Origin of the sequence: Novosphingobium aureum, from assembly GCF_015865035.1 — a bacterium.
In the GTDB taxonomy this organism is placed as follows: Bacteria; Pseudomonadota; Alphaproteobacteria; order Sphingomonadales; family Sphingomonadaceae; genus Novosphingobium; species Novosphingobium aureum.
In genome coordinates, this window is record NZ_JADZGI010000001.1 from 330828 (window position 1) to 355415 (window position 24588).

General features: G+C 66.0%; 21 protein-coding genes. 16 read left to right on the plus strand and 5 right to left on the minus strand.

The features are described from left to right. The first annotated feature begins 7 nt into the window (after positions 1-7). The 7 genes from I5E68_RS01575 to I5E68_RS01605 all read left to right on the plus strand — a co-directional run bounded on the left by I5E68_RS01575 (position 8) and on the right by I5E68_RS01605 (position 6777). Positions 8-1285, plus strand: coding sequence for a DUF4350 domain-containing protein (locus tag I5E68_RS01575; RefSeq protein WP_323982061.1), 1278 nt, complete (start codon positions 8-10; stop codon positions 1283-1285). Between the two features lie 41 nt (positions 1286-1326). Continuing rightward, complete coding sequence (locus I5E68_RS01580) at positions 1327-2283, plus strand: AAA family ATPase (protein WP_197164419.1); 957 nt, start codon at positions 1327-1329, stop codon at positions 2281-2283. Between the two features lie 4 nt (positions 2284-2287). Continuing rightward, on the plus strand, positions 2288-3658 hold the full coding sequence (locus tag I5E68_RS01585; protein ID WP_197160115.1) for a DUF58 domain-containing protein: 1371 nt from the start codon (positions 2288-2290) through the stop codon (positions 3656-3658). Then, complete coding sequence (locus I5E68_RS01590; RefSeq protein WP_197160117.1) at positions 3655-4707, plus strand: stage II sporulation protein M; 1053 nt, start codon at positions 3655-3657, stop codon at positions 4705-4707. The genes I5E68_RS01585 and I5E68_RS01590 overlap by 4 nt, the downstream gene beginning before the upstream one ends. A 122-nt stretch (positions 4708-4829) precedes the next feature. Next, entirely contained in the window at positions 4830-5783 is a 954-nt protein-coding gene (locus tag I5E68_RS01595; protein WP_197164421.1) for an RDD family protein, read from the plus strand. Positions 5784-5803: 20 nt separating this feature from the next. Then, positions 5804-6265, plus strand: a complete 462-nt coding sequence (locus I5E68_RS01600; RefSeq protein WP_197160119.1) for a GNAT family N-acetyltransferase — start codon at positions 5804-5806, stop codon at positions 6263-6265. After that, positions 6265-6777: a GNAT family N-acetyltransferase gene (locus I5E68_RS01605; RefSeq protein WP_197160120.1), complete on the plus strand. Its 513-nt coding sequence runs from the start codon at positions 6265-6267 to the stop codon at positions 6775-6777. Before I5E68_RS01600 ends, I5E68_RS01605 begins: the two co-directional genes overlap by 1 nt. 45 nt (positions 6778-6822) lie before the next feature. On the opposite strand, the gene I5E68_RS01610 is transcribed toward I5E68_RS01605, so the two are convergent. Beyond that, a complete protein-coding gene (locus I5E68_RS01610; RefSeq protein WP_197160123.1) occupies positions 6823-7839 on the minus strand; it encodes a zinc transporter ZntB in 1017 nt (338 codons plus the stop codon). 133 nt (positions 7840-7972) lie between these two features. Here I5E68_RS01610 and ispG point away from each other — a divergent pair, with 133 nt between their 5' ends. Further along, a complete protein-coding gene (ispG, locus tag I5E68_RS01615; protein ID WP_197160129.1) occupies positions 7973-9109 on the plus strand; it encodes a flavodoxin-dependent (E)-4-hydroxy-3-methylbut-2-enyl-diphosphate synthase in 1137 nt (378 codons plus the stop codon). 68 nt (positions 9110-9177) lie between these two features. Then, positions 9178-9708 carry a retropepsin-like aspartic protease family protein gene (locus I5E68_RS01620; RefSeq protein WP_197160131.1) on the plus strand — a complete coding sequence of 177 codons (531 nt, stop codon included), beginning with the start codon at positions 9178-9180 and terminating at the stop codon, positions 9706-9708. Positions 9709-10258: 550 nt separating this feature from the next. Here I5E68_RS01620 and I5E68_RS01625 read toward each other — a convergent pair. Further along, complete coding sequence (locus I5E68_RS01625; RefSeq protein WP_197160133.1) at positions 10259-10867, minus strand: TetR/AcrR family transcriptional regulator; 609 nt, start codon at positions 10865-10867, stop codon at positions 10259-10261. A 112-nt stretch (positions 10868-10979) separates the two neighbouring features. Here I5E68_RS01625 and I5E68_RS01630 point away from each other — a divergent pair, with 112 nt between their 5' ends. Continuing rightward, a complete protein-coding gene (locus I5E68_RS01630; protein ID WP_197160135.1) occupies positions 10980-11381 on the plus strand; it encodes a DoxX family protein in 402 nt (133 codons plus the stop codon). A gap of 329 nt (positions 11382-11710) precedes the next feature. Here I5E68_RS01630 and rpoC read toward each other — a convergent pair whose 3' ends face one another. Beyond that, a complete protein-coding gene (rpoC, locus tag I5E68_RS01635; protein ID WP_197160137.1) occupies positions 11711-16012 on the minus strand; it encodes a DNA-directed RNA polymerase subunit beta' in 4302 nt (1433 codons plus the stop codon). A gap of 81 nt (positions 16013-16093) precedes the next feature. Further along, complete coding sequence (rpoB, locus tag I5E68_RS01640) at positions 16094-20254, minus strand: DNA-directed RNA polymerase subunit beta (protein WP_197160139.1); 4161 nt, start codon at positions 20252-20254, stop codon at positions 16094-16096. A gap of 415 nt (positions 20255-20669) precedes the next feature. Here rpoB and I5E68_RS01645 point away from each other — a divergent pair, with 415 nt between their 5' ends. The 4 genes from I5E68_RS01645 to I5E68_RS01660 all read left to right on the plus strand — a co-directional run bounded on the left by I5E68_RS01645 (position 20670) and on the right by I5E68_RS01660 (position 22676). After that, positions 20670-21296, plus strand: coding sequence for a hypothetical protein (locus tag I5E68_RS01645; RefSeq protein WP_197160140.1), 627 nt, complete (start codon positions 20670-20672; stop codon positions 21294-21296). 333 nt (positions 21297-21629) lie between these two features. After that, positions 21630-21836 carry a hypothetical protein gene (locus tag I5E68_RS01650; protein ID WP_197160141.1) on the plus strand — a complete coding sequence of 69 codons (207 nt, stop codon included), beginning with the start codon at positions 21630-21632 and terminating at the stop codon, positions 21834-21836. 25 nt (positions 21837-21861) lie between these two features. Further along, positions 21862-22413 carry a DUF2975 domain-containing protein gene (locus tag I5E68_RS01655; protein ID WP_197160142.1) on the plus strand — a complete coding sequence of 184 codons (552 nt, stop codon included), beginning with the start codon at positions 21862-21864 and terminating at the stop codon, positions 22411-22413. Beyond that, the gene (locus I5E68_RS01660; protein WP_197160143.1) at positions 22413-22676 is read left to right on the plus strand and encodes a helix-turn-helix domain-containing protein; all 264 of its coding nucleotides are present in this window, start codon (positions 22413-22415) and stop codon (positions 22674-22676) included. The genes I5E68_RS01655 and I5E68_RS01660 overlap by 1 nt, the downstream gene beginning before the upstream one ends. A gap of 78 nt (positions 22677-22754) precedes the next feature. Here I5E68_RS01660 and I5E68_RS01665 read toward each other — a convergent pair whose 3' ends face one another. Continuing rightward, positions 22755-23057 carry a hypothetical protein gene (locus I5E68_RS01665; RefSeq protein ID WP_197160144.1) on the minus strand — a complete coding sequence of 101 codons (303 nt, stop codon included), beginning with the start codon at positions 23055-23057 and terminating at the stop codon, positions 22755-22757. 486 nt (positions 23058-23543) lie between these two features. On the opposite strand from I5E68_RS01665, the gene rplJ reads away from it, so the two are divergent. Continuing rightward, the gene (rplJ, locus tag I5E68_RS01670) at positions 23544-24059 is read left to right on the plus strand and encodes a 50S ribosomal protein L10 (RefSeq protein WP_197160145.1); all 516 of its coding nucleotides are present in this window, start codon (positions 23544-23546) and stop codon (positions 24057-24059) included. Between the two features lie 90 nt (positions 24060-24149). Beyond that, complete coding sequence (gene rplL, locus I5E68_RS01675) at positions 24150-24527, plus strand: 50S ribosomal protein L7/L12 (protein WP_148627451.1); 378 nt, start codon at positions 24150-24152, stop codon at positions 24525-24527. Positions 24528-24588: the final 61 nt, after the last annotated feature.

Sequence of the window (24588 nt, forward strand, 5' to 3'; positions counted from 1 at the left end):
CGGGGCCGTGACAGGATACACAGGCGGGAGCGGTACGGCGGCGCGCAATCCCTTCTCGCGCACCGCGGCGCTCGCCATCGTCGTGCTCGGCTCGCTGCTTTTCATCCTGCTGCTGTGGATGCTGGCGACGGGCAGGGGCTTCGATGACACCAACGACGGCCAGGCCCATGTCGACGGGCGGGGGCTCAACGGCTTTGCGGCCATGGCGGCCTATCTTGAGGCCCGCGGGCACCCGATCGAGCGCGCGCGCAGCGAAAACGCGCTCGACGATCCCGGGCTGCTGGTGCTGACCCCGCCACCCGGCGCCGAAGGCGAGGACATCGCACGCATTGTAGGCGAGCGCAGGGAGGTCGGCCCGACCCTCGTGATCTCACCCAAGTGGGTGGCAGGTCCTGCCAGCGAAGCGCAACAGGCCAGGGGCGCGAAGAGCGGGTGGGTCAATCTGGCGGGTACCGTTTCGCCGCATTGGGAGGGCTTTCTCGACGAGGTCTGGGTCGAACTGGGCGCAGTCGATGCCAATGGCCAGGCGGCGCGCTGGCGCGGCCCCGATGGCCTCTCGGGCGATCTTCCCGACCGCGACAAGCTCGCGTGGGGCGGGGGCGAGGGGCTCATCCCCGTCGTCACCGAGATGGACGGGCGCGTGCTCGCCGCAATCGTGCGCGAAAGTCCCGGCTTCGAGGATGGCCACTACCCGCTGGTTCTGGTGTTCGAGCCCGACCTTTTCGACAACTACGGCATGGCGAGCGGCGAGAGTGCGCCGCTGGTCGATGCGCTCCTTCGCAACATGGGCGTCGGGCCGAGCGATCCGGTGACCTTCGACCTCACCCTCAACGGCCATGGCCGCTCGCGCAACCTGCTCACGCTGGCCTTCATGCCGCCGTTCCTCTCGGTCACCGTGTGCCTGCTGCTCGCCGCGGCCTTCGCCGGCTGGCGCGCCTTCATGCGTTTCGGCCCGCCCGCGACGAGCGGCCCCGCGATCGCCTATGGCAAGCGCGCGCTGGTCGAGAACACGGCAGGGCTCGTGCGCCGTTCGCGCCGCTTCCACCTCCTCGGCGGCCCTTACGCCGAACGCGCCCGCGAGCGTCTGGCGCGTGCCCTTGGCCTCTCGCGCCACCTCGATCCCGAGCGAACCGAGGCCGCGATCGACCGCGCGCTGGCCGCACGCCTGCCCGAGGACGAACCCTTCTCCGCGATTGCCGCGAGGCTGCGCGCCGCGCGTCGCCCTCACGAGATTCTCCAGGCCGCGCGCGCGCTGCACGCGCTTGAAAGGAAGCTGACACGATGACCGCCTCTACCAGCCCCGCCGGCGAAACCGCCGCCGACGTCATGCCGCTCGCCGATGTCGCGGCGCTGGCTCAGACCATCCGGGCCGAAGTCGCCAAGGGGGTGACCGGGCAGGAAGCGGCAATCGATCACCTGCTGGTCGCGCTCATGGCGCGCGGGCACGTCCTGCTCGAAGGGCCTCCGGGCACCGCCAAGACCTTTCTCGCGCGCTGCTTCGCGGCCAGTCTCGGGCTCGACTTCGGGCGCATCCAGTTCACCCCCGACCTGATGCCCGGCGATATCCTGGGCGCCAACTTGTTCAACTTCCAGACCAGCCAGTTCACGCTGACGCGCGGCCCGATCTTCTGCGACCTGCTGCTCGCCGACGAGATCAACCGCACCCCGCCCAAGACGCAGGCCGCACTGCTCGAGGCGATGCAGGAGCGGCGCGTCACGCTCGACGGCGAGGCGCACCTCCTGCCCGCGCACTTCATGGTCGTGGCGACCCAGAACCCGATCGAGAGCCAGGGCGTCTACCCGCTGCCCGAGGCGCAGCTCGACCGTTTCCTGTTCAAGCATCTGGTCGACTATCCCGATCACGCCGAGGAACTTGCCATCGTCACTCGCTTCGGCACACGGGCGCTGGTGACCGACCCTGCCCAGGCCGGGATCGGCGCGGTGGTGAGCATTGCCGAGCTCGATGCCGCGGCGCGCGCAGTCGAGGGCGTGACGCTTGCCGAGAGCGTTGCCGACTACATCGTGCGGCTGGTGCGCGCGACGCGCGAGAGTGCCGACCTTGCCGGCGGTGCCTCGCCGCGCGCTGCGGTCCTGCTGGCGGGCGCGGCACGGGCGCGTGCTGCCATCGAGGGGCGCGACTATGTCCTTCCCGACGACGTCAAGGCGCTCTCGGGCGCGGTCCTGCGCCATCGCCTGATGCTCAGCCCCGCCGCCGAGATCGAGGGCAAGCAGATCGAGGCATTGGTCGCGGCCCTCGTCGAACAGGTCGAGGCACCGCGCTGAACCGATGCCGCCCGGCCCCGATCCCCAAGGCCAAGCCACGGGCCTGAGCGCCCCGATCGTGCCGACCGCGCGTGCGGTGGTGCTGCTCGTCGTGGCCGCGCCGCTGGCGCTGGTGGTCGCGGCTTCGGCGCCAGCATTGTGGATCGTCGCGCCGTTCCTCGGGCTCGTGCTGCTCGCCCTGATCGTCGCCGACGGACTGCTTGCGGGCCGCCTGCTCGCGCTCGACCTCAAGGCTCCGGACGATATCGAGGTCGGCGAGGCTGGCAGGCTCGGCCTCGTCGTGCGCTTTGCCCGGGGACGCCGTTCCAGGGTCGAGGCCGCACTCGCCTGCGATCCGCGGCTGGTCGAGGAGGGGCGCTGCCTCTTCGTACTCGACCACGACGAGGAGACTGGCGAGGGGCAGTGGCTGGGTGCAGGCCGGATCACCCCGAACCGGCGCGGCACTGCGCAGGTCGGCGGCGCGTGGCTGCGCTGGCGCGGACCGCTGGGCCTTGGTGCGCGGCAGTTTGCCGGGCCGCTCGCGCACGAGATCCGCATCTGGCCCAATCTTGCGCAAGTGCGCAGCCCCACCCTGCAGACCTTCCTGCGCGATTCGCAGGTCGGGCTCGTCGCCCGGCGTCTGCGCGGCGAAGGCACCCAGTTCGAGGCGCTCGCGGAATACCAGTCGGGCATGGACCGGCGCCGGATCGACTGGAAGGCCTCGGCACGCCACGCCCACCTCTACGCCAAGGAATACGAGACCGAGCGCAACAACCAGGTGGTCTTCGCGCTCGATTGCTCGCAGCCGATGTGCGAGCCGGTCGCAGGGATGCCCCGGCTCGACCGCGCCGTCTCGGCCGCGCTCGCGACCGCCTACGTGGCGCTGCGCGGCGGCGACAGGGTCTCGCTCTACGGCTTTGCCGCAAGGCCCGAGGTACGCACGCCGTTCGTTGCCGCATCGGGCGCATTCCATCGCCTCCAGCGCGCTGCGGCAGGGCTCGACTACCGGCCCGAGCAGGCCAACTACACGCTCGCGCTGGCGACGCTCGCGGGAACGCTGCAGCGCCGCTCGCTGATCGTGATCTTTGCCGACTTCACCGACCTCACCGGCGCCGAGCTGATGGTCGAGAGCATCGCGCGTCTTGCCAGCAAGCACGTGGTGATCGTGGTCACCATGGTCGACGAGGAGCTCGACGACCTTTCCGCCGCAGAGCCGGGCGACATCGCGGTGCTCTCGCAGGCGGTGGCGGCCGACCTCCTGCTGCGCCAGCGCACGCTCGTCACCGAGCGGCTGCGCCGTCTGGGCGTCGACGTTATCGAGGCCCCGCACGAGGCCATCGGCACGCGCCTCATCGACGCCTATCTCCAGGTCAAGCGCAAGGGAGCGATCGGATGACGGCCCTTTCACCGGATACCGCAATCGAGAGCGCCGCGCTGCGCTCGGACCGCGCACGGCTCGAACGCGAGGGCGACTGGCAGCGGCTCGATGCCATCGTGACCGCGATGGAGAAGGGGCGGCTGCGCAAGGTCTCGGACGAGGACCTGCTGGCACTGCCCGGGCTCTACCGCACCGTCGCCTCGAGCCTCTCGATCGCACGCGAGACCTCGCTCGATGCGGCGACGCTCGCCTATCTCGATGCGCTCGTGCAGCGCGCATGGTTCGTGGTCTACGGCCCGCGCACCAGCTTGTGGGACTGGCTGCGCAACTTTCTCGGTGGGGGCTGGAGCCGCGCGGTGCGCGCGATCGGCCCCGACGTGGCGGTGGCCTTCGCGGTCATGGTCGCGGGCGTCGTCGCGGGCTGGCTGCTCGTGGCGCACGATCCCGACTGGTACTTCTCGCTGATGAGCCGCGCCGCCGCGCAGGAGCGCGTACCCGGCGCGAGCCGCGAGGTGCTCCATGGCACGATCTTCGGCAACGACGGACAGAGCGGGATGAGTGTCTTTGCCGCGCAGCTGTTCAGCAACAACGCGCGCGTCTCGATCATGGCCTTTGCCTTCGGCTTCGCGCTCGGCGTGCCCTCGCTGCTGCTGCTGGTGCACAACCTCGCGCTGCTCGGCGCGATGCTATGGCTTTACCACGGGGTCGGACTGACGCTCGACTTCGCGGGCTGGATCGCGGTCCATGGCACCACCGAGCTCTTCGCGATCATGCTCTCGGGTGCGGCGGGCCTGCACATCGGGCGCGCAATCGCCTTTCCGGGCAAGCTCGGCGTGCTGGCGAGCGCGGCGCAGGCGGGACGGCGCGCGGCAATGGTGATGACCGGCGTCGTGCTGATGCTGGTGATCGCGGCCCTGCTCGAAGGCTTCGCGCGCCAGCTGGTCGACACCACGCCCGGACGCTTCGCCATCGGCGGGTTCATGCTCGCCTTCTGGATCGCCTACTTCTTCGCCTTTCGCGGCACCAAGCGCTTTCGCGAACAGGGCGCAGGAGAGGGGCGCACTTGATGGCCGCGAGATATGAGGACGACATGCCGGAGAAGTCCGGCATCAGGGCGCGCCTCGCAGCGCGGCGCGAGGCAAGGCGTGACGCGCGTCTTGCCCGGCGCGCTGGGCGACCCGCCAGCCCGATGCGCGAGCTGGTGACGCCCGAGGGCATCCGGCTCGGCATCACGCTCGCGAGCCGGGGCGCGCGCTTTGGCGCACTCGCGCTCGATCTCGTGATCATCGGTCTTGTCATGATCCTCTCGACCATCCTGATGGTCTATCTGTTCGGTTCGGTCATCGGCTTCGAGCGCGGCCTCGACGGTGAAGGCGGCGGCGGGACCGGCAGCCTGCAGCAGCTGATCGCGATCGTGTGGATCGTGTTCATGTTCCTCTTGCGCAGCGCCTACTTCCTGTTCTTCGAGCTTGGCCCGCGCGGCGCCACCCCGGGCAAGCGGCTCACCGGCATCCGCATCGCCGCGCGCGATGGCGGTCGCCTCACCGCCGAGATGGTCATCGCGCGCAACCTGCTGCGCGACATCGAGCTGTTCCTGCCGATCGTCTTCATCGCCTCTGCCGGCGCTCAAAGCGGCCCGGGCTGGACGGCGGCGGGTGCCTGGTTCGCGATCTTCCTGCTCTTCCCGCTGCTCAACCGCGACGTGCTGCGCGCAGGCGACGTGATCGCCGGAACCTGGGTGGTCGAGCGCCCGCGGCGCAAGCTCGAGCAGGCGCTCTCGGCCAGCGCACCTGCGCCCGTGCAGGCCGCGCGTCGCAAGCTGTGGCGTGTGGGGCGCCGCAAGGGAGAGAGCGAGAGCGAAGTGCCCGTGCGCAGCGGCGGTCCGCGCTACCGCTTCGACGAGGCCGAACTCGCGGTCTACGGCGAATACGAGCTGCAGACGCTCGAGCGCGTGCTGCGCGAGAACCGGCAGGCCTCGATCGAGCCGGTCTACTTCGCCATCGCCGACAAGATCGGCCGCAACGACGGCTACAACGACGAGCGCGCCTTCCTTGAGGACTATTACACCCAGTTGCGCGCGCGGCTCGAGGCGGGCATGCGCATGGGGCGGCGCAAGGCCGACAAGTTCAGCGACGCTGGCTGAGTACTGCGAAAAGGGTACCGATGGACCTCGTGATCAGACCCGACGACCTGACCGGCGAGGCGATCCTGGCGCTGCTGCGCTATCATCTCGACGAGATGCACCGCCATTCGCCCGCAGACAGCGTCCACGCCTTGCCGCCCGAGCGCCTGCGCCATCCCGACGTCAGCTTCTACAGCGCCTGGTATGGCGAGACCCTCGCAGGGTGCGGCGCGCTGCGCGAGGTCGAGCCCGGGCACGGCGAGATCAAGACCATGCGCGTTGCCCCAGCCACTCTGCGCAAGGGCGTGGGCCGCGCGATCCTGCGTCATCTGCTCGAGGAGGCGCGTTCGCGCGGCTTCTCCCGGGTCAGTCTCGAGACCGGGAGCACCGCCCCGTTCCATCCCGCCCACGCGCTCTACCGCGCGCATGCCTTCGTTGAATGCGCGCCTTTTGCCGACTATGTGCTCGATGATTTCTCGATCTGCATGACGCTGGAGCTGTAATGGACCTTCGCGAAGCCACCAGGGACGATGCACAGGCGCTTGCCGAGCTTGGCGCACGCAGCTTCACGGTGAAGTTCGGCCACCTCTACCGCGAGGAGGACCTTGCCACGTTCCTCGCCGATTCGCACTCACCCCAGACCGTCGCGGCCGAGATCGCCGATCCGGCGATGCCGATCATGCTCGTATTCGAGGAGGGCCGGCTGATCGGCTTCTGCAAGCTCAAGCTCGCCTGCGGCTGGAGCGAACATGCGCGCGGCACCAGGGCGATCGAGCTCAAGCAGCTCTACACCGACCCGGAGGCCACCGGGCGCGGGATCGGTGCGAAGCTGATGAACTGGGCGCTCGCCAAGGCGCGGGTCGAGGGGGCGGACGAGATCCAGCTCTCGGTCTATTCCGACAATCCCGGCGCGCAGAAGTTCTACGCGCGCTACGGCTTCGAGAAGGTCGCCGACATCTTCTTCATGGTCGGCGAAAAGCGCGACGACGAATTCCTCTTCGCGGCGATGGTGTGAGCGCCCGTCCGGAAGTTCGCTCTTGGCGCAATTCCAGGTGGCCTCTCAGAACCACTTCCACTTCCAGAACATCACCAGCTGCACCGTCAGGATCGCGACGCACAGCACCACTACAACCCAGAAGGCGTCAGGGTCCTGCACGCCGGGAATGCCACCCACGTTGATGCCCAGAAGCCCGGTGACGAAGCTCAGCGGCAGGAAGATGGCCGCGACGATGGTGAGGATGTAGCTGGTGCGATCAGCGCTGGCCGCGGCGCGGGCGCGCAGGTCGTCCTGCAGGACCACGGCGCTCTCCTTGCTGATGTCGAGGTCGTCGAGATAGCGGCGTAGCCGGTCGATGGTCTCGGCAATCTCGCGCCGGTCGTGCGCCTCGAACCATTCGGGGGCCTCGCGGCTGATACGCTCGAGCGCTTCGTGCTGCGGGGCCATGTGGCGCTTGAGGCCGAGGCAGTTGCGCCGGATCGTCGCGATCTTGTCGAGCATTTCCTCGGCGTCGTCCTCGGGATCGGCTTCTTCCAGCCGGTCGATGACCTCGTTCATGTCGATGATCGAGCGGTTCATGCGCGCGATCATGTGTTCGACGAGCAGCGTGATCACCGCGCCTGCATCGACCGGTCCGTCGCCCTTGTCGAGGTGTCCCATGACCGAGCGCGGCGTCTGCAGCGGGCGGCGGCGCAAGGTGACAAGGCGCCGTCCGTCGCACCACACCTGCAGCGAGACCATGTCCTCGGGCTCGGCGCCGGGGTTGAAGTTGATCCCGCGCAGCGTCGCGACGAGCGCATGCCCCTCGCGAAAGGCGCGCGGGCGGGTGTCCTCGCTGGTGAGCAGCTCGACGGTGGGTTCGGGCAGGCCGAGCCCTTCCTCGAGCCACTCGGCGACACCCTCGCGGTTGCGGCACAAGTGCACCCACAGCATCTCGCCCGGCTTGCCCGGACGCCATTCGCGCGCCTCGTCCCACGAGACCGGGCGCGCGCCGCCGTGCCCGTCGAGCACGCGTCCGAAGATCAGCGGGCTCTCGGTCTCGATGTTGTCGAATTGGTCGTCGGGTCCGGTCTCGATCATGGCCTTGTGAATGCCCGAAAAGCGCGAAGGTTCAAAGAGGCTGGCAGCGGGGGCGGGCTGGGCCCCGAGGCAAATCCGGCGGCAGGCGGGAATCTGCTTCAAACTGCAACCTGCAGTCCCTATAAGGCCCCCCATGTCTTCCATTCGACCCTGGCGCACGATCGAGCGCCGCAAGAGCCGCCAGATCATGGTCGGCGCCGTGCCCGTTGGCGGCGATGCCCCGATCACGGTGCAGACCATGACCAATACCCCCACCTCCGACGCGAAGGCGACGATCGACCAGATCCGCCGCTGCGAGGATGCGGGCGCGGACCTCATCCGCGTCTCGTGCCCGGACGTGGAGAGCACCGCGGCGTTCAGGGAGATCGCGCGCGCGGCCACGGTGCCGCTGATCGCGGACATCCACTTCCACTACAAGCGCGCGCTCGAGGCCGCCGATGCCGGCGCTGCGTGCCTGCGCATCAATCCCGGCAACATCGGTTCGTCGGAGCGCGTGGCCGAGGTCGTGCGCGCGGCCAAGGCCAACGGCTGCGCGATCCGCATCGGCGTCAATGCCGGCAGCCTCGCGAAGGACCTGCTCGAAAAGTACGGCGAGCCCTGTCCCGAGGCGCTCGTCGAATCCGCGCTCGATCACATCAAGCTGCTGCAGGACCACGACTTCCACGAATACAAGGTGGCGGTGAAGGCCTCCGACGTGTTCCTCGCAGTCGCCGCCTACCAGGGACTTGCCGAGGCGATCGACTGCCCGCTGCATCTCGGCATCACCGAGGCGGGCGGTCTGATCGGCGGTACCGTCAAGAGCTCGATCGGCATGGGCAACCTGCTTTGGGCGGGCATCGGCGACACCTTGCGCGTCTCGCTCTCGGCAGAGCCCGAGGAAGAAGTGCGCGTCGGCTTCGAGATGCTCAAGGCGCTCGGCCTGCGTACGCGCGGCGTGCGCGTCGTCTCGTGCCCCTCGTGCGCGCGGCAGGGCTTTGACGTCATCCGCACCGTCGAGGCGCTCGAGGCGCGCCTGCAGCACATCAAGACGCCGCTCTCGCTCTCGGTGCTGGGCTGCGTGGTCAATGGCCCGGGCGAGGCGCGCGAGACCGACATCGGCCTTACCGGCGGCGGCAACGGCAAGCACATGGTCTACCTCTCGGGGGTCACCGACCACACCGTGCAGGATGCCGACATGCTCGACCACATCGTGACCCTGGTCGAGGCCAAGGCCGCCGAGATGGAAGCGGCCGAGGCTGCGGCCATGGCCGAGGCGACCGCGGCGGAATGAAACTGCGCGCGCGGTGCACCCCGCGCGCGTTTTACCCTCGGTTAAGCGGTCCCGCCTAGGCTGGGGCCATGCGTATCGCCCCCGTCCTCAGCCTGCTTGCCGGACTTGCCGTGGTGGCCTGGATCGCTCCGGGCCTGCGTGCGGGCGAGGACCTCGTCGCATCCGCCGATACGGCCCCAGGCGAGGGGGAGCGCGCAGGCAAGGCGCCCGATCGTGCCGCCTGGCTGGCGGGCGAGACCGTTCTCGACCGCGCGGGCGACGGGCATTTCTACAGTGATATCCGCGTCAACGGGGCGCTCGTCCATGCGCTCGTCGATACCGGGGCGAGTACGGTCGCGCTGACCGCTGCCGACGCGCGGGCAGCCGGTCTCGACTGGCGCGAGGAGGATCTCGTGCCGGTCGCGCGCGGGGCTTCGGGCGTGGTCTACGGGGTGCCGGTGAAGCTCGAGGGGGTCGAACTGGGCGGGATCGAGGTCGAGGGCGTCATGGCCGCCGTCGTGCCCGAGGGCCTCGACGTCTCCTTGCTCGGGCAGTCGGTGCTCTCGCACCTTTCGGGTGTGCGTATCGAAGGGGACCGGATGGTCCTTGGCGGCGGCTGAGGCCTGCGAGAGGCTCTCAGCGCGCCGCCGGGATGTCTGTGCGGGGTTGCGCCTGCTTGCGCGCGATCACCCGATCAGCGAGGCGGCAGGGCTGGTGGTCATGGCGAAGAGCGCCATCGTCAGGACCGAAGCGAAGGCCGCAGCGAAGAGCGGCGAAGGCGAAGAACGAAACTGCATGATCTCTACTCTCTCTCGTTGTTATCGATGAGAGGAATATAGTTGCGTCCACGCGAACGATCCATGTCGCCGGGCGGACCGCTTGCGGCGATCGTCGATGCGCGGGATCGACGAAAGGACGATGCGGGCGGACGAGGGAAGAGGCTGGCGGAGGAGGCGGTGGACTAGGCGATCCAGGCGAGTCGGCGCTTTGATGAGCGCGGGTTGGGCGGTGGGGAGAGAGCGGGTCGGTCGGCAGTGTCTGCACTGCGCCCAAGTTGGTCGCTCAAGGGGCGGTTGGATACGCCAGGGAACGGATTGGCCGGTTTTCGTCGCTGGCCTAGTCACCCAGCTGTGTAGAAGGGGGGCGACAATCTAACCTTTTGATGCCGTCTCAGGAGCGAGTGGGCGCCTGCATGCCCAGCAAGAAGACATCGACGCCAAGGCGAACTTTGGCGTCGATGATTTCGTCGCCTATGACTTCACCAGACATTGCTCGGAACTGGAGGTCAGCGACCAACATATCACAAAAAATCGCGCCCAATTCTTCGGATCCGTCACGCCGAATTTCACCCCGACGATAGCACTCAGTCAAGATCGCCGCAGCGATGGAGTAGGCGCTGGATGGCCCATGGTTTAGGAAGTCTCTTGCGAACTCTGGATAGCGAGATGCTTCGCTAGCCACCAGGCGCTGGAGCGAGACAACGCGCGGCGAGACCAGGATGGCAACGAAGGTCTTGCCAAAAGTGACTAAGGCTTCCTCGACTGAACCACCATGCATTGGAAGCATTTCGAGAGGGGCGAGCACTTCTTGGCAGATCCCCGCTATGACTCGGCGGAACAGCCCCTCCTTGCCTCCAAATTCGCTATATAGATCGCGCTTTGACCCACCTGCTTTGGCAATAACGGAGTTCATTGAGACCCCGGAGAAGCCATGTTCGAGGAACAGGTCGCAGGCCGCATCAAGCATAGCGGATGTCCGCGCTCCCGGCTGCTGGCTCACCCTCGCGCAATCCTGTTCCACATCGTCCTCCTGCGGCGTTCACGCACGGTACTTGCAATTACCATGCTCTCGCGTAAAGGGTGGTAATGTAAATTACCAAGGGGAAATGGTCATGTCGGAATGGATTCATGTGCTACTCGCTCAGCCCACAACCCTCGTTGTCGGACGCATCGTTCTGAGCTCATTCTTCGTGATTGCCGGCATTTTCGGCATTTTCAATTTTGACGTCATCGTCGCAGAGATGCAGACAGCGAAGTTACCTGCACCTCAGGCTTTCGCTTTTGCGACCATTGCCACCCAACTTCTGGGATCTGCGCTCCTCATTACCAATTTCGCCGGCCTGGCGTGGTTGGGGGCAGGCGTCCTGGGCGGCTTCACGCTACTTTGTATTCCCCTTGGCCACCCCTTTTGGCTTTACGCCGAACCGCGCCGCACGGTCGATTTCCAAATCGCCCTGGAGCACATAGCGCTGACAGGAGGTTTGCTACTCGCCGCCGTTGCGAGCCAGCGGTGAGGATACCTTCCCCATCAGGACCGGCAGGAATCTCGCTTTCGCTGTTCCAAACCAGACATTCCGCAATCGGCCCAAGCCGGACTGGCTGACCTGATTGTGGCAAATCGCTTGAGTCAGCCGCTTTCTCTTCCTTCACGAGAATGAAGAAGGGGTGAGCTGGCAGGCTACCGCAATCATGAACGATGCCTCAAGATTGCCGGGGAAGGCCGCGTCCTGACGTCATTCCGTATATCAGAAAAGAGAAAGGCCCCGCAGGATCGCTCCAGCGGGGCCTTCTCGTGCCTGTCAGGCCGTTTCGGGCCCGGGTGATGGCGGGGGAGGAGGGAGGCTCAGGCCTCGCCGTCCTCGGTGCCGCTCTCGTCACCCTTGATCAGGTAGTCGCCGGCGTCGGCGTCGGTGCCGTGGGTCTCGCCCTCGACCGCGGCCAGCGGATCGTCGCCGAGGTCATCGGCGGGATCGCGCATCAGTTCGGCCTTGTGCTCCTGCTCGGCGCTGTCGGCGGCGATGAGAGCCTCCTGCATGCGACGGTAGGAAGCGCGCAGCGCGGCATCGCGGCTGGAGGCGGCGACACGGACGCGGTTCATGCCGGCACCGGTACCCGCCGGGATGAGGCGGCCGACGATGACGTTTTCCTTCAGGCCGATCAGCGAGTCGCGCTTGCCCTCGACCGCCGCCTGCGTGAGCACGCGGGTGGTCTCCTGGAACGATGCGGCCGAGATGAACGAACGGGTCTGCAGCGAGGCCTTGGTGATGCCCAGCAGCACCGGCTTGCCTTCGGCGGGCTTCTGGCCCGGCTTCAGCTTCGCATTGTACTCGTTCATTTCCTCGTAGTCGACCTGCTCGCCGGCGAGCAGCGTGGTGTCGCCGCCGTCGGTGATCTCGACCTTCTGCAGCATCTGGCGAACGATCGTCTCGATGTGCTTGTCGTTGATCTTAACGCCCTGCAAGCGGTAGACTTCCTGGATTTCCGCCACGAGGTATTCCGCAAGCGCCTCGACACCGAGGACTTCCAGAATGTCGTGCGGGTCGGGCGAACCCGAGATCAGGTTGTCGCCCTTCTTGACGTAGTCGCCTTCCTGGACGTCGATCACGCGGCTCTTGGGGATCAGGTACTCGATCGGCTCACCCTCTTCCGGGATGATCGCGATCTTGCGCTTGGCCTTGTAGTCGCGGACGAACTCGATCTTGCCCGAGACCTTGGCGATGACCGAGTTGTCCTTCGGCTTGCGGGCCTCGAACAGCTCGGCAACACGCGGCAGACCGCCGGTGATGTCGCGGGTCTTGGCAGCTTCGCGCGAAGCACGGGCGAGAATGTCGCCGGCCTCGACCATCTGGCCGTCTTCCACCGAGAGGGTTGCGCCCGGCGCCAGCATGTAGCGCGCGGCCTCGCCCGAGTCGCCGTCGAGAAGGGTGATGCGCGGACGCAGGTCTTCCTTCTTCTTCGAGCGGTTCGAACGGTCCTCGGTGACGACACGGCTGGTCATGCCGGTCGCATCGTCGACCTGCTCGGTCAGCGTGCGGGTATCGATAAGGTCCTGATACTTAACCACACCCGAGGTTTCGGTGATGATCGGCAGGGTGAACGGGTCCCACTCGGCCAGGCGTTCGCCTTCGGCCACCTTGGCCCCGTCCTCGTGCAGCAGCACCGTACCGTAAGGCACGCGGTGCATGGCGCGCTCGCGGCCTTCGGTGTCCATCACCACCACTTCGCCGTTGCGGGCGAGGCTGAGGCGACGACCGCGCTTGTCGGTGATCGTCGGGATCTCGCGGTAGTGGACGGTACCCTCGCAGATCGATTCCAGGTGGCTGGTCTCGTTCAGCTGTGCCGCACCGCCAATGTGGAAGGTACGCATGGTCAGCTGAGTGCCCGGTTCACCGATCGACTGTGCGGCGATAACGCCGACGGCCTCGCCGATGTTGACCGGGGTACCGCGTGCAAGGTCACGACCGTAGCACTTGGCGCAGACGCCCTGTTCGGCCTCGCAGACCAGCGGCGAGCGGATGCGCGCCGACTGGGTGCCGGTGGCCTCGATCGCGGCCACGGCGGCCTCGTCGAGCAGCTGGCCCTTCGAAGCGACCACGGTGCCGTCCTTGGCGAGGATGTCCTCGGCCATGGTACGGCCCAGGATACGCTCGGCGAGCGATGCGATCACCGAACCGCCCTGGACGATAGCACGCATCTCGAGAGCACGCTCGGTGCCGCAGTCGTCGATGACGACCACGCAGTCCTGCGAGACGTCGACGAGACGACGCGTCAGGTAACCCGAGTTCGCGGTCTTGAGCGCGGTATCGGCGAGGCCCTTACGTGCACCGTGGGTCGAGTTGAAGTACTCGAGAACGGTGAGGCCTTCCTTGAAGTTCGAGATGATCGGGGTCTCGATGATCTCGCCCGACGGCTTGGCCATGAGGCCGCGCATACCGGCGAGCTGCTTCATCTGCGCCGGGCTACCACGCGCACCCGAGTGGCTCATCATGTAGATCGAGTTGATCTGCGCCTGACGGCCGGTCTCGGGGTCGATCGGCTGGGCCTTGATCTCTTCCATCATGGCGTTCGCAACCTGGTCGCCGCAACGGCTCCAGGCGTCGATGACCTTGTTGTACTTTTCCTGCTGGGTGATCAGGCCGTCCTGATACTGCTGCTCGTAGTCGGCAACCAGTTCCTTGGTCTCGTTGACCATCCCTTCCTTGCTGTCGGGGATGATCATGTCGTCCTTGCCGAACGAGATGCCCGCCTTGAACGCGTTGCGGAAGCCGAGCGTCATGATGGCGTCGGCGAACAGCACCGTGTCCTTTTGGCCGGTGTGACGGTAGACCTGGTCGATGACCTCGCCGATTTCCTTCTTGGTCAGCAGCTTGTTGATGACGTCGAAGGGAACGGTGTGGCTCTTGGGCAGGCATTCGCCCACCAGCATGCGGCCCGGCGTGGTCTCGAAGCGCTTCATGTACTGCTCGCCGTTCTCGTCGGTCTGCGGCACGCGGGCCTCGATCTTCGAGTGGAGCGTCACGGCACCGACCTCGAGGGCCTGGTGCACTTCGGCCATGTCGGCGAACTTCATGCCCTCGCCCGGCTCGCCGGTGCGATCCATGGTGAGGTAGTAGAGACCCAGGACCATGTCCTGCGAGGGAACGATGATCGGCTTGCCGTTCGCAGGCGAGAGGATGTTGTTGGTCGACATCATCAGCACGCGCGCTTCGAGCTGGGCTTCCAGCGAAAGCGGAACGTGGACGGCCATCTGGTCACCGTCGAAGTCGGCGTTGAAGGCCGAGCAGACGAGCGGGTGCAGCTGGATCGCCTTGCCCTCGATGAGGACGGGCTCGAAGGCCTGGATGCCCAGACGGTGCAGCGTCGGTGCGCGGTTGAGCATCACCGGGTGTTCGCGGATCACCTCGTCGAGGATGTCCCAGACTTCCTTGCGCTCCTTCTCGACCCACTTCTTGGCCTGCTTGAGGGTCATCGAGAGACCCTTGGCATCGAGGCGGGCGTAGATGAACGGCTTGAACAGCTCGAGCGCCATCTTCTTGGGCAGGCCGCACTGGTGCAGCTTGAGTTCCGGACCGGTCACGATGACCGAACGGCCCGAGTAGTCGACGCGCTTGCCCAGAAGGTTCTGGCGGAAGCGGCCCTGCTTGCCCTTGAGCATGTCGGACAGCGACTTCAAGGGACGCTTGTTGGCGCCGGTGATGACGCGGCCACGACGACCGTTGTCGAACAGCGCGTCGACCGCTTCCTGCAGCATGCGCTTTTCGTTGCGCACGATGATGTCGGGCGCGCGCAGCTCGATCAGGCGCTTGAGACGGTTGTTGCGGTTGATCACACGACGGTAGAGGTCGTTGAGGTCCGAGGTCGCGAAGCGGCCACCGTCGAGCGGCACCAGCGGGCGCAGTTCGGGCGGAATGACCGGAACGACCTCGAGGATCATCCACTCGGGGCGGTTGCCCGAATCGATGAACGATTCGACGACCTTGAGGCGCTTGATGATCTTCTTGGGCTTGAGTTCCGACTTGGTCGTCTCGAGCTCCTGGAGAAGGTCCGCGCGCTCCTGCTCGAGGTCGAGCGCCATGAGCATGTGCTTCACCGCCTCGGCGCCGATGCCGGCCGAGAAGGCGTCTTCGCCATACTCGTCCTGCGCGTCGAGCAGTTCGTCCTCGGTGAGCAGCTGGTACTTCTCGAGCGGGGTCAGGCCCGGCTCGATGACGATGTAGCTCTCGAAGTAGAGGACGCGCTCAAGCAGCTTGAGCTGCATGTCGAGCAGCAGGCCGATGCGCGAGGGCAGCGACTTGAGGAACCAGATGTGGGCGACGGGAGCGGCGAGCTCGATGTGGCCCATGCGCTCGCGGCGCACCTTGGTGACGGTAACCTCGACGCCGCACTTTTCGCACACGACGCCCTTGTACTTCATGCGCTTGTACTTGCCGCAAAGGCACTCGTAGTCCTTCACCGGGCCGAAGATGCGCGCACAGAACAGGCCGTCACGCTCGGGCTTGAACGTGCGGTAGTTGATGGTTTCCGGCTTCTTGATCTCGCCGAAGGACCAGGAGCGGATGCGCTCGGGGGAAGCGAGGCCGATCTGGATCTGATCGAAGGTCTCGGGCTTCGCCATCTGGTTCGTGAACTTGGTCAGGTCGTTCATAGTTCAGTCCCTCTGGGGGTAAATTCTAAGCAGGCGGGGGAAGGGAGGGCAGGCCCGGTAAAGGCCTGCCCGCGGTTCCCGTTATTCCGCCGCGATCGCCACGCCGTCGTCGTCCTCGTTGTCGTCGAGCGAGGACAGTTCGACGTTGAGGCCCAGCGAGCGCATTTCCTTGACGAGAACGTTGAAGCTCTCGGGGATGCCCGCCTCGAAGGTGTCGTCGCCCTTGACGATCGCCTCGTAGACCTTGGTACGTCCGACCACGTCGTCCGACTTGACGGTGAGCATTTCCTGCAGCGTGTAAGCCGCACCGTAGGCCTGGAGAGCCCAGACCTCCATCTCACCGAAGCGCTGGCCGCCGAACTGCGCCTTACCGCCCAGCGGCTGCTGGGTGACGAGCGAGTAGGGGCCGATCGAACGGGCGTGGATCTTGTCGTCGACAAGGTGGTGCAGCTTGAGCACGTACTTGTAGCCGACGGTCACCTTGCGGTGGAATGCCTCGCCGGTACGACCGTCCATGAGGGTGACCTGGCCCGACTTGTCGAGACCGGCCAGCTCCAGCATGGCGGCAACGTCCGCCTCGACCGCACCGTCGAACACCGGGGTGCCCATCGGCACGCCGCCGCGCACGTTCTCGGCGAGCTCGATGAGCTGTTCGTTCGAACGGGCGTCGAGATCCTCGGCGTAGTTGTCGCCGTAGATCTTGCGCAGCGTTTCCTTGACGGCCTCGGGCGGCTCGCCCGCGACCGGGTCGGGGTTCGCAGCCTTCCAGCTGTCGAGCGCATCGCTGACCATGCGGCCAAGACCGCGAGCCGCCCAGCCAAGGTGCGTCTCGAAGATCTGGCCCACGTTCATGCGCGAAGGCACGCCGAGCGGGTTCATCACGAAGTCGACAGGCGTGCCGTCCTCGAGGAAGGGCATGTCTTCCTGCGGCAGGATGCGGCTGATGATGCCCTTGTTGCCGTGACGGCCGGCCATCTTGTCGCCGGGCTGCAGCTTGCGCTTCACCGCGACGAAGACCTTGACCATCTTGAGCACGCCGGGCGCCAGTTCGTCACCGCGCTCGAGCTTCTCCTTGCGGTCCTCGAACTTCTCCTGGATCGCCTTGACGCTCTCGTCGTACTGGCCCTTCACCGCCTCGAGCTGACCCTGCATGTGGTCGTCGGCGACGGCGAACTTCCACCACTCGTGCTTCTCGACCTCGTCGAGCAGCTCCTCGGTGATGTCGATGCCCTTCTTCACGCCCTTGGGGGCCGAAGCGGCAACCTGGCCGAGCAGCATGTCGCGAAGACGGTTGTAGGTCGCACGGTTGAGGATGGCGCGCTCGTCCTCGCGGTCCTTGGCGAGGCGTTCGATTTCCTCGTTCTGGATGGCGCGGGTACGGTCGTCGATCTCGATGCCGTGGCGGTTGAAGACGCGAACGTCGACGATCGTGCCCGAGACGCCCGGGGGCAGGCGCAGCGAGGTGTCGCGAACGTCGGAAGCCTTCTCGCCGAAGATGGCGCGCAGGAGCTTTTCTTCCGGCGTCATCGGGCTCTCGCCCTTGGGCGTGATCTTGCCGACGAGGATGTCACCCGGGTGCACTTCTGCGCCCACGTAGACGATGCCCGCCTCGTCGAGGTTGCGCAGGGCTTCCTCGCCGACGTTGGGAATGTCGCGGGTGATGTCTTCCGGACCCAGCTTGGTGTCGCGGGCCATGACCTCGAACTCGTCGATGTGGATCGAGGTGAAGACGTCGTCCTTCACGATCCGCTCGGAGATGAGGATGGAGTCCTCGTAGTTGTAGCCGTTCCAGGGCATGAACGCGACGAGCACGTTGCGGCCCAGTGCCAGTTCACCCAGTTCGGTCGAGGGACCGTCGGCAATGATCGTGCCGGCCTCGACCGTCTCGCCCACCTTCACCAGCGGACGCTGGTTGATGCAGGTCGACTGGTTCGAACGCTCGAACTTCTGCAGACGATAGATGTCGACGCCCGACTTGCCCGGCTCGATGTCACCGGCGGCGCGCACCACGATACGGGTGGCGTCGACCTGGTCGACGATGCCGGCGCGCAGGGCCGAGATCGCGGCGCCCGAATCGCGCGCGACGGTCTCTTCCATGCCGGTGCCCACGTAAGGGGCGTCGGCACGGACCAGCGGCACCGCCTGGCGCTGCATGTTCGAGCCCATGAGTGCGCGGTTGGCGTCGTCGTTTTCCAGGAACGGAATGAGCGAGGCCGCGACCGAGACGAGCTGCTTGGGCGAAACGTCCATCAGCGTGACCTGGTCCGAGGGGCTCATCACGAACTCGCCTTCCTGGCGGGCCGAGACGAGGTCCTCGACGAAGGAGCCGTCGTCGTTGAGCGCTGCCGAGGCCTGCGCGACGGTGTGCTTCTGCTCTTCCATCGCGGAGAGGTAGACCACGTCCTTGGTCACCTTGCCGTCGACGACCTTGCGGTACGGGGTTTCGATGAAGCCGTACTTGTTGACGCGCGCGAAGGTCGAGAGCGAGTTGATCAGACCGATGTTCGGGCCTTCGGGCGTCTCAATCGGGCAGATACGACCGTAGTGGGTCGGGTGAACGTCGCGGACCTCGAAGCCGGCGCGCTCACGGGTGAGACCACCCGGCCCGAGCGCCGAGACGCGGCGCTTGTGGGTGACTTCCGAAAGCGGGTTGGTCTGGTCCATGAACTGCGAGAGCTGCGAGGAGCCGAAGAACTCACGCACGGCGGCGACGGCCGGCTTGGCGTTGATGAGGTCGTTGGGCATCACGGTCGAGACGTCGACCGAGCTCATGCGCTCCTTGACGGCGCGTTCCATGCGCAGCAGGCCGACGCGGTACTGGTTCTCGAGCAGCTCGCCGACCGAACGCACACGGCGGTTGCCGAGGTTGTCGATGTCGTCGATGTCGCCCTTGCCGTCCTTGAGGTTCACCAGCTCCTTGACCACGGCGAGGATGTCCTCGGTGCGCAGCGTGGTGACGGTGTCCTCGGCATCGAGGCCCATGCGCATGTTGAGCTTGACGCGGCCCACGGCCGAGAGGTCGTAGCGGTCGGGATCGAAGAACAGGCCCGAGAACAGCGCTTCGGCGGTTTCCTTCGTCGGCGGCTCGCCCGGGCGCATGACCTTGTAGATCGCCTCGAGGCCCATGTCGCGGTTCTCGGCCTTGTCGGCCTTGAGCGTGTTGCGCATCCACGGGCCGGTGTTGGCGTCGTCGATGTCGAGCAGGTTGAGCTGGTCGATGCCCGCAGCGTCGATCGCCTCGAGGTTTTCGGGCGTCACTTCGTCGCCAGCCTCGATGTAGATGCGACCGGTAGCCTCGTCGATCATGTCCTCGGCGATGTAGCGACCGTAGATTTCCTCGGTCGGGATCAGCAGGGCCTCGAGGCCGTCCTTGCCGGCCTTGTTGGCCGCGCGCGGGCTGATCTTGGTGCCGGCCGGGAACACGACCTCGCCCGAGTTGGCATCGACGATGTCGAAGGCGGGCTTGGCGCCGCGCCATGCCTCGGCGGAGTAGGGCAGGCGCCAGCCGCCTTCACCGCGCTTCCAGGTGACGGTCTCGTAGAAGTGGTCGAGGATCTGCTCGGAATCGAGGCCGAGCGCGTAGAGCAGTGCGGTGACCGGCAGCTTGCGCTTGCGGTCGATACGCACGTTGACGATGTCCTTGGCGTCGAACTCGAAGTCGAGCCAGGAGCCGCGGTAGGGGATCACGCGCGCGGCGAAGAGGTACTTGCCCGAGGAGTGGGTCTTGCCACGGTCGTGGTCGAACAGGACGCCCGGCGAGCGGTGCATCTGCGAGACGATCACGCGCTCGGTGCCGTTGATGAAGAAGGTGCCGTTCTCGGTCATGAGCGGCATGTCGCCCATGTAGACGTCCTGCTCCTTGATATCGAGAACCGAGCGGGTTTCCGTCTCGGCGTCGACCTCGAACACGATCAGCCGCAGCGTCACCTTCATCGGGGCCGCGTAGGTGATGCCGCGCTGGCGGCATTCGGTCACGTCGTACTTGGGCTCTTCCAGCTCGTAGTGCACGAAGTCGAGCTCGCTGGTGCCGGCGAAGTCGCGGATCGGGAACACCGAGCGCAGGGTCTTCTCGAGGCCCGACACGTAGCCGATCTCGGGAACCGAGCGCAGGAACTGTTCGTAGCTCTCGCGCTGGACCTCGATCAGGTTCGGCATCTGGACGACTTCGTGGGCGTCGCCGAAGATCTTGCGGATGCGCTTCTTGAAGGAGCGCTGGGTGGCATCGGTGGGCTTGGTGGCCATGAGCTGGTCTATGCCTCTTCGCTTTTCGCTGGAGCCGATTCGCGAGGGAATCAGGCCCGTAAAATTCGTCATCGCGAGGATGGTGTTTCCTGCCTTGGGCAGGTCACCCGAAACGCGAAAAGGCCGCCTGAAACGCACGGATTCCCTGAAGCGGGACCATATGCGGCCAGCAGCCTGTCACGTCGGATGAAAACCCGTATCGCTTCCTTCCCGGGCATGCCCCCGCGCATGGGCCTGCCTTGCTCGAAGCGATCGAGCGAGTTGTTCCTATAGAAGTCGCCCGCGGGCCTGTCAAACGGCCCGAAGCCGCAAGTCGCGGGCTATTCATGCAACGCTTCATCGCATTTAGGCCCGCAGCCTGTCTCTCGCGGCGGCCTTTGAGACAACCAGTGGCGAGGGTGTGCGTTACACCGGCATGACTTATCGAGACGCACATATCCTTCCTGCTCCCGCGCGCTGCAAGGCGGCGTCGAATCTGCCGGTCGTTGGGCCGCGCAGGACGGCGGCGCTCGAGGCCGCGATCGTGGCGGCGGCTGTCGCCCTGTCCGCGCCTGCAGCCCGCGCGCAAGGCGAAGCGGTGCGCACCAGTGGCAGTGCCGCTGTGGGTGAAAGCCCGCGACCGGGCCTGCCCGCGCTCGCCGAGGACATTTATGCAAGTGCCGGGGCGAATGCTGCGCAGTCAGAGGTGACTGCGGTTCCCAGTGTCCCCACTCCGGCGCAACCGGGCACCAGCGTCGATGGCGCTCTTGCTGCAGGCGGACTCGACGCGTCGGCTACACGCCGTCTTTTGCCACAAGTCGTCGATGGCGAGGAAGCCGAGACAACGGTTGCGCAGCCCGGGACCCGGGCGCTGACACTTGCAGGGCTGCTCGGCATCCTTGCGGCGGTACTGGTTGCTCTTGTTGGCGCCTGGCGCGTGCGCATGCGCGACCGTCGCCGAGAGGCGGAGCGTACCCGCATGCCGCGTGAAGGTGCGGGCACCTTATTGCGTGAGCGAGCCGGGCGCCCGCTTCGTGGGGCGAACGTGGATATGTCGGTGTGATCATCACGAAGGTGCGGCCCGACTAGGCGCCTGACCTAGGAACTGACAGCGCGTCCGCGCTGTCAGTTCGGAAACATTCGAGACTGGTACGTCACTCCCCTTGGCGCTTGCCGGTGCGACGATCTCCGGCCCTTGCCTGTGCCGGAGCGAGCGGGGCGATTCGGTAAACGAGTCGCCCCGTTTCGCGTGCGCGGCAACAACCGCGGCAGCCGGTCCAGGCGTGAGCTTTACCGTTGAACGGCAAGGGATATATCGTTTTTCGATATTATCGTTTGACAGCAAATTGGCTCGATATTTTTGTTTTTCGATATCAGGCATATCGGAGAACGAATAATGATCGTTATGGACACCGCAAGGACCCGCCGCCCCGTCGCTGCCATGCTCTCTTTGGCTCTCGTCGCGACCTTCTGGATCCCCACGCTTTCCAGCCCGGCCAGCGCGGAAACTTTCGCCACGGATGGCCCGATGGCGGGGCCGACTGCCGTCGACAGGCGCATGACCATCGAAGTGACCGGGGTCGTCGCCCCGATCCTGATGTAATCGCAGGCGCAAGGGAGGAATTGTCATGAAAGTGCTGATCAAGGATCCGCTTCTCACTGTCGCGCGCGGCCTGTTGTGGTTCCTCATGGCTGCGATGGTCGTCGGGGCGCTGGCTTGCCTTGCTGCGATGGTCAGTCTCTTTGCCTTCGGAGCGCAGGTGACGCTCGAACTGGCCCGCGAGGCACCGGGGCTCGACTTCGCGCAAGTGCGCTGGGGTGCAGAGCTGGTGCTGGCGCTGGTCATCGGCCTGCTGGCTATGGTCGTGCGCATGCTGTGGTTGCTCAAGCAAATGGTGGATTCGGTGGGTGAAGGCGATCCCTTCGTTCCCGAAAATGCAGCGCGCCTTACGCAGATGGCCTGGCTGACCCTCGCGGTCCAGCTGATCTTCCTGCCGATCGCCGGGGTCGCCACCTGGCTGCACAACATAATCGAGGAATCGGGCAAGGACGTGGGGCATGTCAGCATAGACGGTGGCTTCGATCTCAACGGCCTGCTGCTCATGCTGATCCTGTTCATCCTCGCCCGCGTCTTCCGCAAGGGTGCCGAGATGCGCGCCGATCTCGAGGGGATGGTGTGATGGCCCCGCGCAAGGACGACGCTGAAGGCGAAGGTACGCGTATCGTGGTCAGGCTCGATGACCTGCTCTACGCGCGCCGCATGACGCTGACCCAGCTGGCCGAGAGCATCGGCATCACGCTGGCCAACCTTTCAATCCTCAAGACCGGCAAGGCCAAGGCGATCCGCTTCTCCACGCTCGAGGCGATCTGCCGCGAGCTGGACTGCCAGCCCGGTGATCTGCTCGCCTATGCGGGGGAGGACCTCGCCGACCCGCCCGAGTAACCCGATCTTCGAAGTGATGGCCTGATTGTTCGGCCGTCCGGTGGCCCCCCCCGGACGGCCGTTTTTTATGCGCCCCGTTCAGGCGGCAAAGTCGAACAGGGTGCCTGTGCGGTTGCCTGCATCTGCGAGGTAGGCCTCGGTCACCAGCGAGCGGCGGGCTTCGGCCCACTCGCGATGCCAGCCGGCGATGCGGGGGGTGTCGCGCGCTGCGGGATCGAAATGGGCATCGAAGCGGAAGCGCAGCGGGTTCGCGACCGCGCTTGCCGGGCCGATGCCCTTGCGTGCAGGGCGCAGGGCGATCGCCGCCTGCGCCGCGCGCGCAGGCGCGACGGCGCTGGGATGGGGCAAGCTCGGCAATGACGGGACGGAGAGCGGGGACACGCAGGACCTTCCTGGTTAGTGCGCGAGCCCTTGGTCGTCGCGGTGGCCTCGCGGTTATGGGGCATGCCATGGCAGCGCTTGCCGGAAGCTTGGTCGCGCCTAAGTACTCACCCTTGGACAAAGCGCCTTGGGCACAGGCGGGGCATGGACAGGCGCGTTGCTTGGTGACTTCGATGACGCAGGACTTGACTCGAATCGCGTCCTGGCGCATTGGCGCGCACCGAACGGCGGGTCTTCCCGTCGCTCACCGTCCGAGACAGCTGCCGGGGGCTTCCCCCTTAATCTGCAGCCTAGACGGGGAACAGGAATTTTCACGGCCCTCGCTCCCTCGTGGTGCGGTGCCAGATTTGCGTTGCGGCGCAACTCCTTCCCCATCGAACGGACCTTTGATCCCGTGTCGCGCTCGCGGCATGGGCAAATGTAGCCGGCCGCAAGGCGCACCCGGTCAGCCGGGGCATCTCGCGGTCACATGTGAAGGAGTAAGGCATGGATCGTTCGCAGAAAGCCGATTCGGTCGCCCAGCTCAACGCGGTCTTCAACGAGGTCGGCGTGGTGGTCATCACCCGCAACCTCGGCCTCTCGGTGGCTCAGTCCTCCGAGCTGCGCGCGAAGATTCGTGAAGCCGGTGCGACTTACAAGGTTGCCAAGAACCGTCTTGCCAAGATCGCCATCGCGGACACCGACTATGTCGGTATCGGTGACTTCCTTGTCGGCCCGACGGCCATCGCCACCTCGGTGGACCCCGTCGCTGCTGCCAAGGCCGTCGTCGACTTCGCCAAGACGACCGACAAGATCGAGATCGTCGGCGGCGCGATGGGCGCAAACGTTCTGGATGCAGATGGTATCAAGGCTCTCGCCACGATGCCCTCGCTCGACGAACTGCGCGCCAAGCTCATCGGTCTCGTCCAGGCTCCGGCCACGAAGATCGCCCAGCTCTCGACCGCTCCGGCGGCCAAGCTGGCCCGCGTCTTCAACGCCTACGCCGAGAAGGACGCTGCCTGAGCTTAGTCTCGGTAACACGTTTCGAAATAACGATTTATCCCGTCCGGCGGCCTAATTCCCCGGCGGGACCACAGATCAGGAGTGAATATAATGGCCGATATCGCCAAGCTTGTTGAAGAACTGTCGCAGCTGACCGTCCTCGAGGCCGCTGACCTCGCCAAGGCTCTCGAAGAAGCATGGGGCGTTTCCGCCGCTGCTGCCGTCGCCGTTGCTGGCCCGGCTGCTGGTGGTGGCGAAGCCGCTGCTGCTGAAGAGCAGACCGAATTCGACGTGATCCTCACCGGCGACGGTGGCAAGAAGATCCAGGTCATCAAGGAAGTCCGCGCCATCACCGGTCTCGGCCTTGCTGAAGCCAAGGCTCTCGTCGAAGGCGCTCCGAAGCCCGTCAAGGAAGGCGCTTCGAAGGCTGAAGCCGAAGAGCTCAAGGCGAAGATCGAAGCAGCCGGCGGCACCGTCGAGCTCAAGTAATCTTCGCATTTCCCGGCTCGCCGGGGAAACGAAATTCGGGAAGGGCGGCTCCTCGCGGGGC

What these genes read in the sequence shown, in the direction of transcription:
- I5E68_RS01610 (WP_197160123.1), bottom strand. Translation starts at nt 7,839, where the DNA reads ATGATCGAGACCGGACCCGACGACCAATTCGACAACATCGAGACCGAG.
- I5E68_RS01645 (WP_197160140.1), top strand. Translation starts at nt 20,670, where the DNA reads ATGACTTATCGAGACGCACATATCCTTCCTGCTCCCGCGCGCTGCAAG.
- I5E68_RS01600 (WP_197160119.1), top strand. Translation starts at nt 5,804, where the DNA reads ATGGACCTCGTGATCAGACCCGACGACCTGACCGGCGAGGCGATCCTG.
- I5E68_RS01595 (WP_197164421.1), top strand. Translation starts at nt 4,830, where the DNA reads ATGCGCGAGCTGGTGACGCCCGAGGGCATCCGGCTCGGCATCACGCTC.
- I5E68_RS01655 (WP_197160142.1), top strand. Translation starts at nt 21,862, where the DNA reads ATGAAAGTGCTGATCAAGGATCCGCTTCTCACTGTCGCGCGCGGCCTG.
- I5E68_RS01660 (WP_197160143.1), top strand. Translation starts at nt 22,413, where the DNA reads ATGGCCCCGCGCAAGGACGACGCTGAAGGCGAAGGTACGCGTATCGTG.
- rplJ (WP_197160145.1), top strand. Translation starts at nt 23,544, where the DNA reads ATGGATCGTTCGCAGAAAGCCGATTCGGTCGCCCAGCTCAACGCGGTC.
- I5E68_RS01590 (WP_197160117.1), top strand. Translation starts at nt 3,655, where the DNA reads ATGACGGCCCTTTCACCGGATACCGCAATCGAGAGCGCCGCGCTGCGC.
- rpoC (WP_197160137.1), bottom strand. Translation starts at nt 16,012, where the DNA reads ATGAACGACCTGACCAAGTTCACGAACCAGATGGCGAAGCCCGAGACC.
- I5E68_RS01605 (WP_197160120.1), top strand. Translation starts at nt 6,265, where the DNA reads ATGGACCTTCGCGAAGCCACCAGGGACGATGCACAGGCGCTTGCCGAG.
- I5E68_RS01630 (WP_197160135.1), top strand. Translation starts at nt 10,980, where the DNA reads ATGTCGGAATGGATTCATGTGCTACTCGCTCAGCCCACAACCCTCGTT.
- I5E68_RS01585 (WP_197160115.1), top strand. Translation starts at nt 2,288, where the DNA reads ATGCCGCCCGGCCCCGATCCCCAAGGCCAAGCCACGGGCCTGAGCGCC.
- ispG (WP_197160129.1), top strand. Translation starts at nt 7,973, where the DNA reads ATGTCTTCCATTCGACCCTGGCGCACGATCGAGCGCCGCAAGAGCCGC.
- I5E68_RS01650 (WP_197160141.1), top strand. Translation starts at nt 21,630, where the DNA reads ATGATCGTTATGGACACCGCAAGGACCCGCCGCCCCGTCGCTGCCATG.
- I5E68_RS01620 (WP_197160131.1), top strand. Translation starts at nt 9,178, where the DNA reads ATGCGTATCGCCCCCGTCCTCAGCCTGCTTGCCGGACTTGCCGTGGTG.
- I5E68_RS01580 (WP_197164419.1), top strand. Translation starts at nt 1,327, where the DNA reads ATGCCGCTCGCCGATGTCGCGGCGCTGGCTCAGACCATCCGGGCCGAA.
- rpoB (WP_197160139.1), bottom strand. Translation starts at nt 20,254, where the DNA reads ATGGCCACCAAGCCCACCGATGCCACCCAGCGCTCCTTCAAGAAGCGC.
- rplL (WP_148627451.1), top strand. Translation starts at nt 24,150, where the DNA reads ATGGCCGATATCGCCAAGCTTGTTGAAGAACTGTCGCAGCTGACCGTC.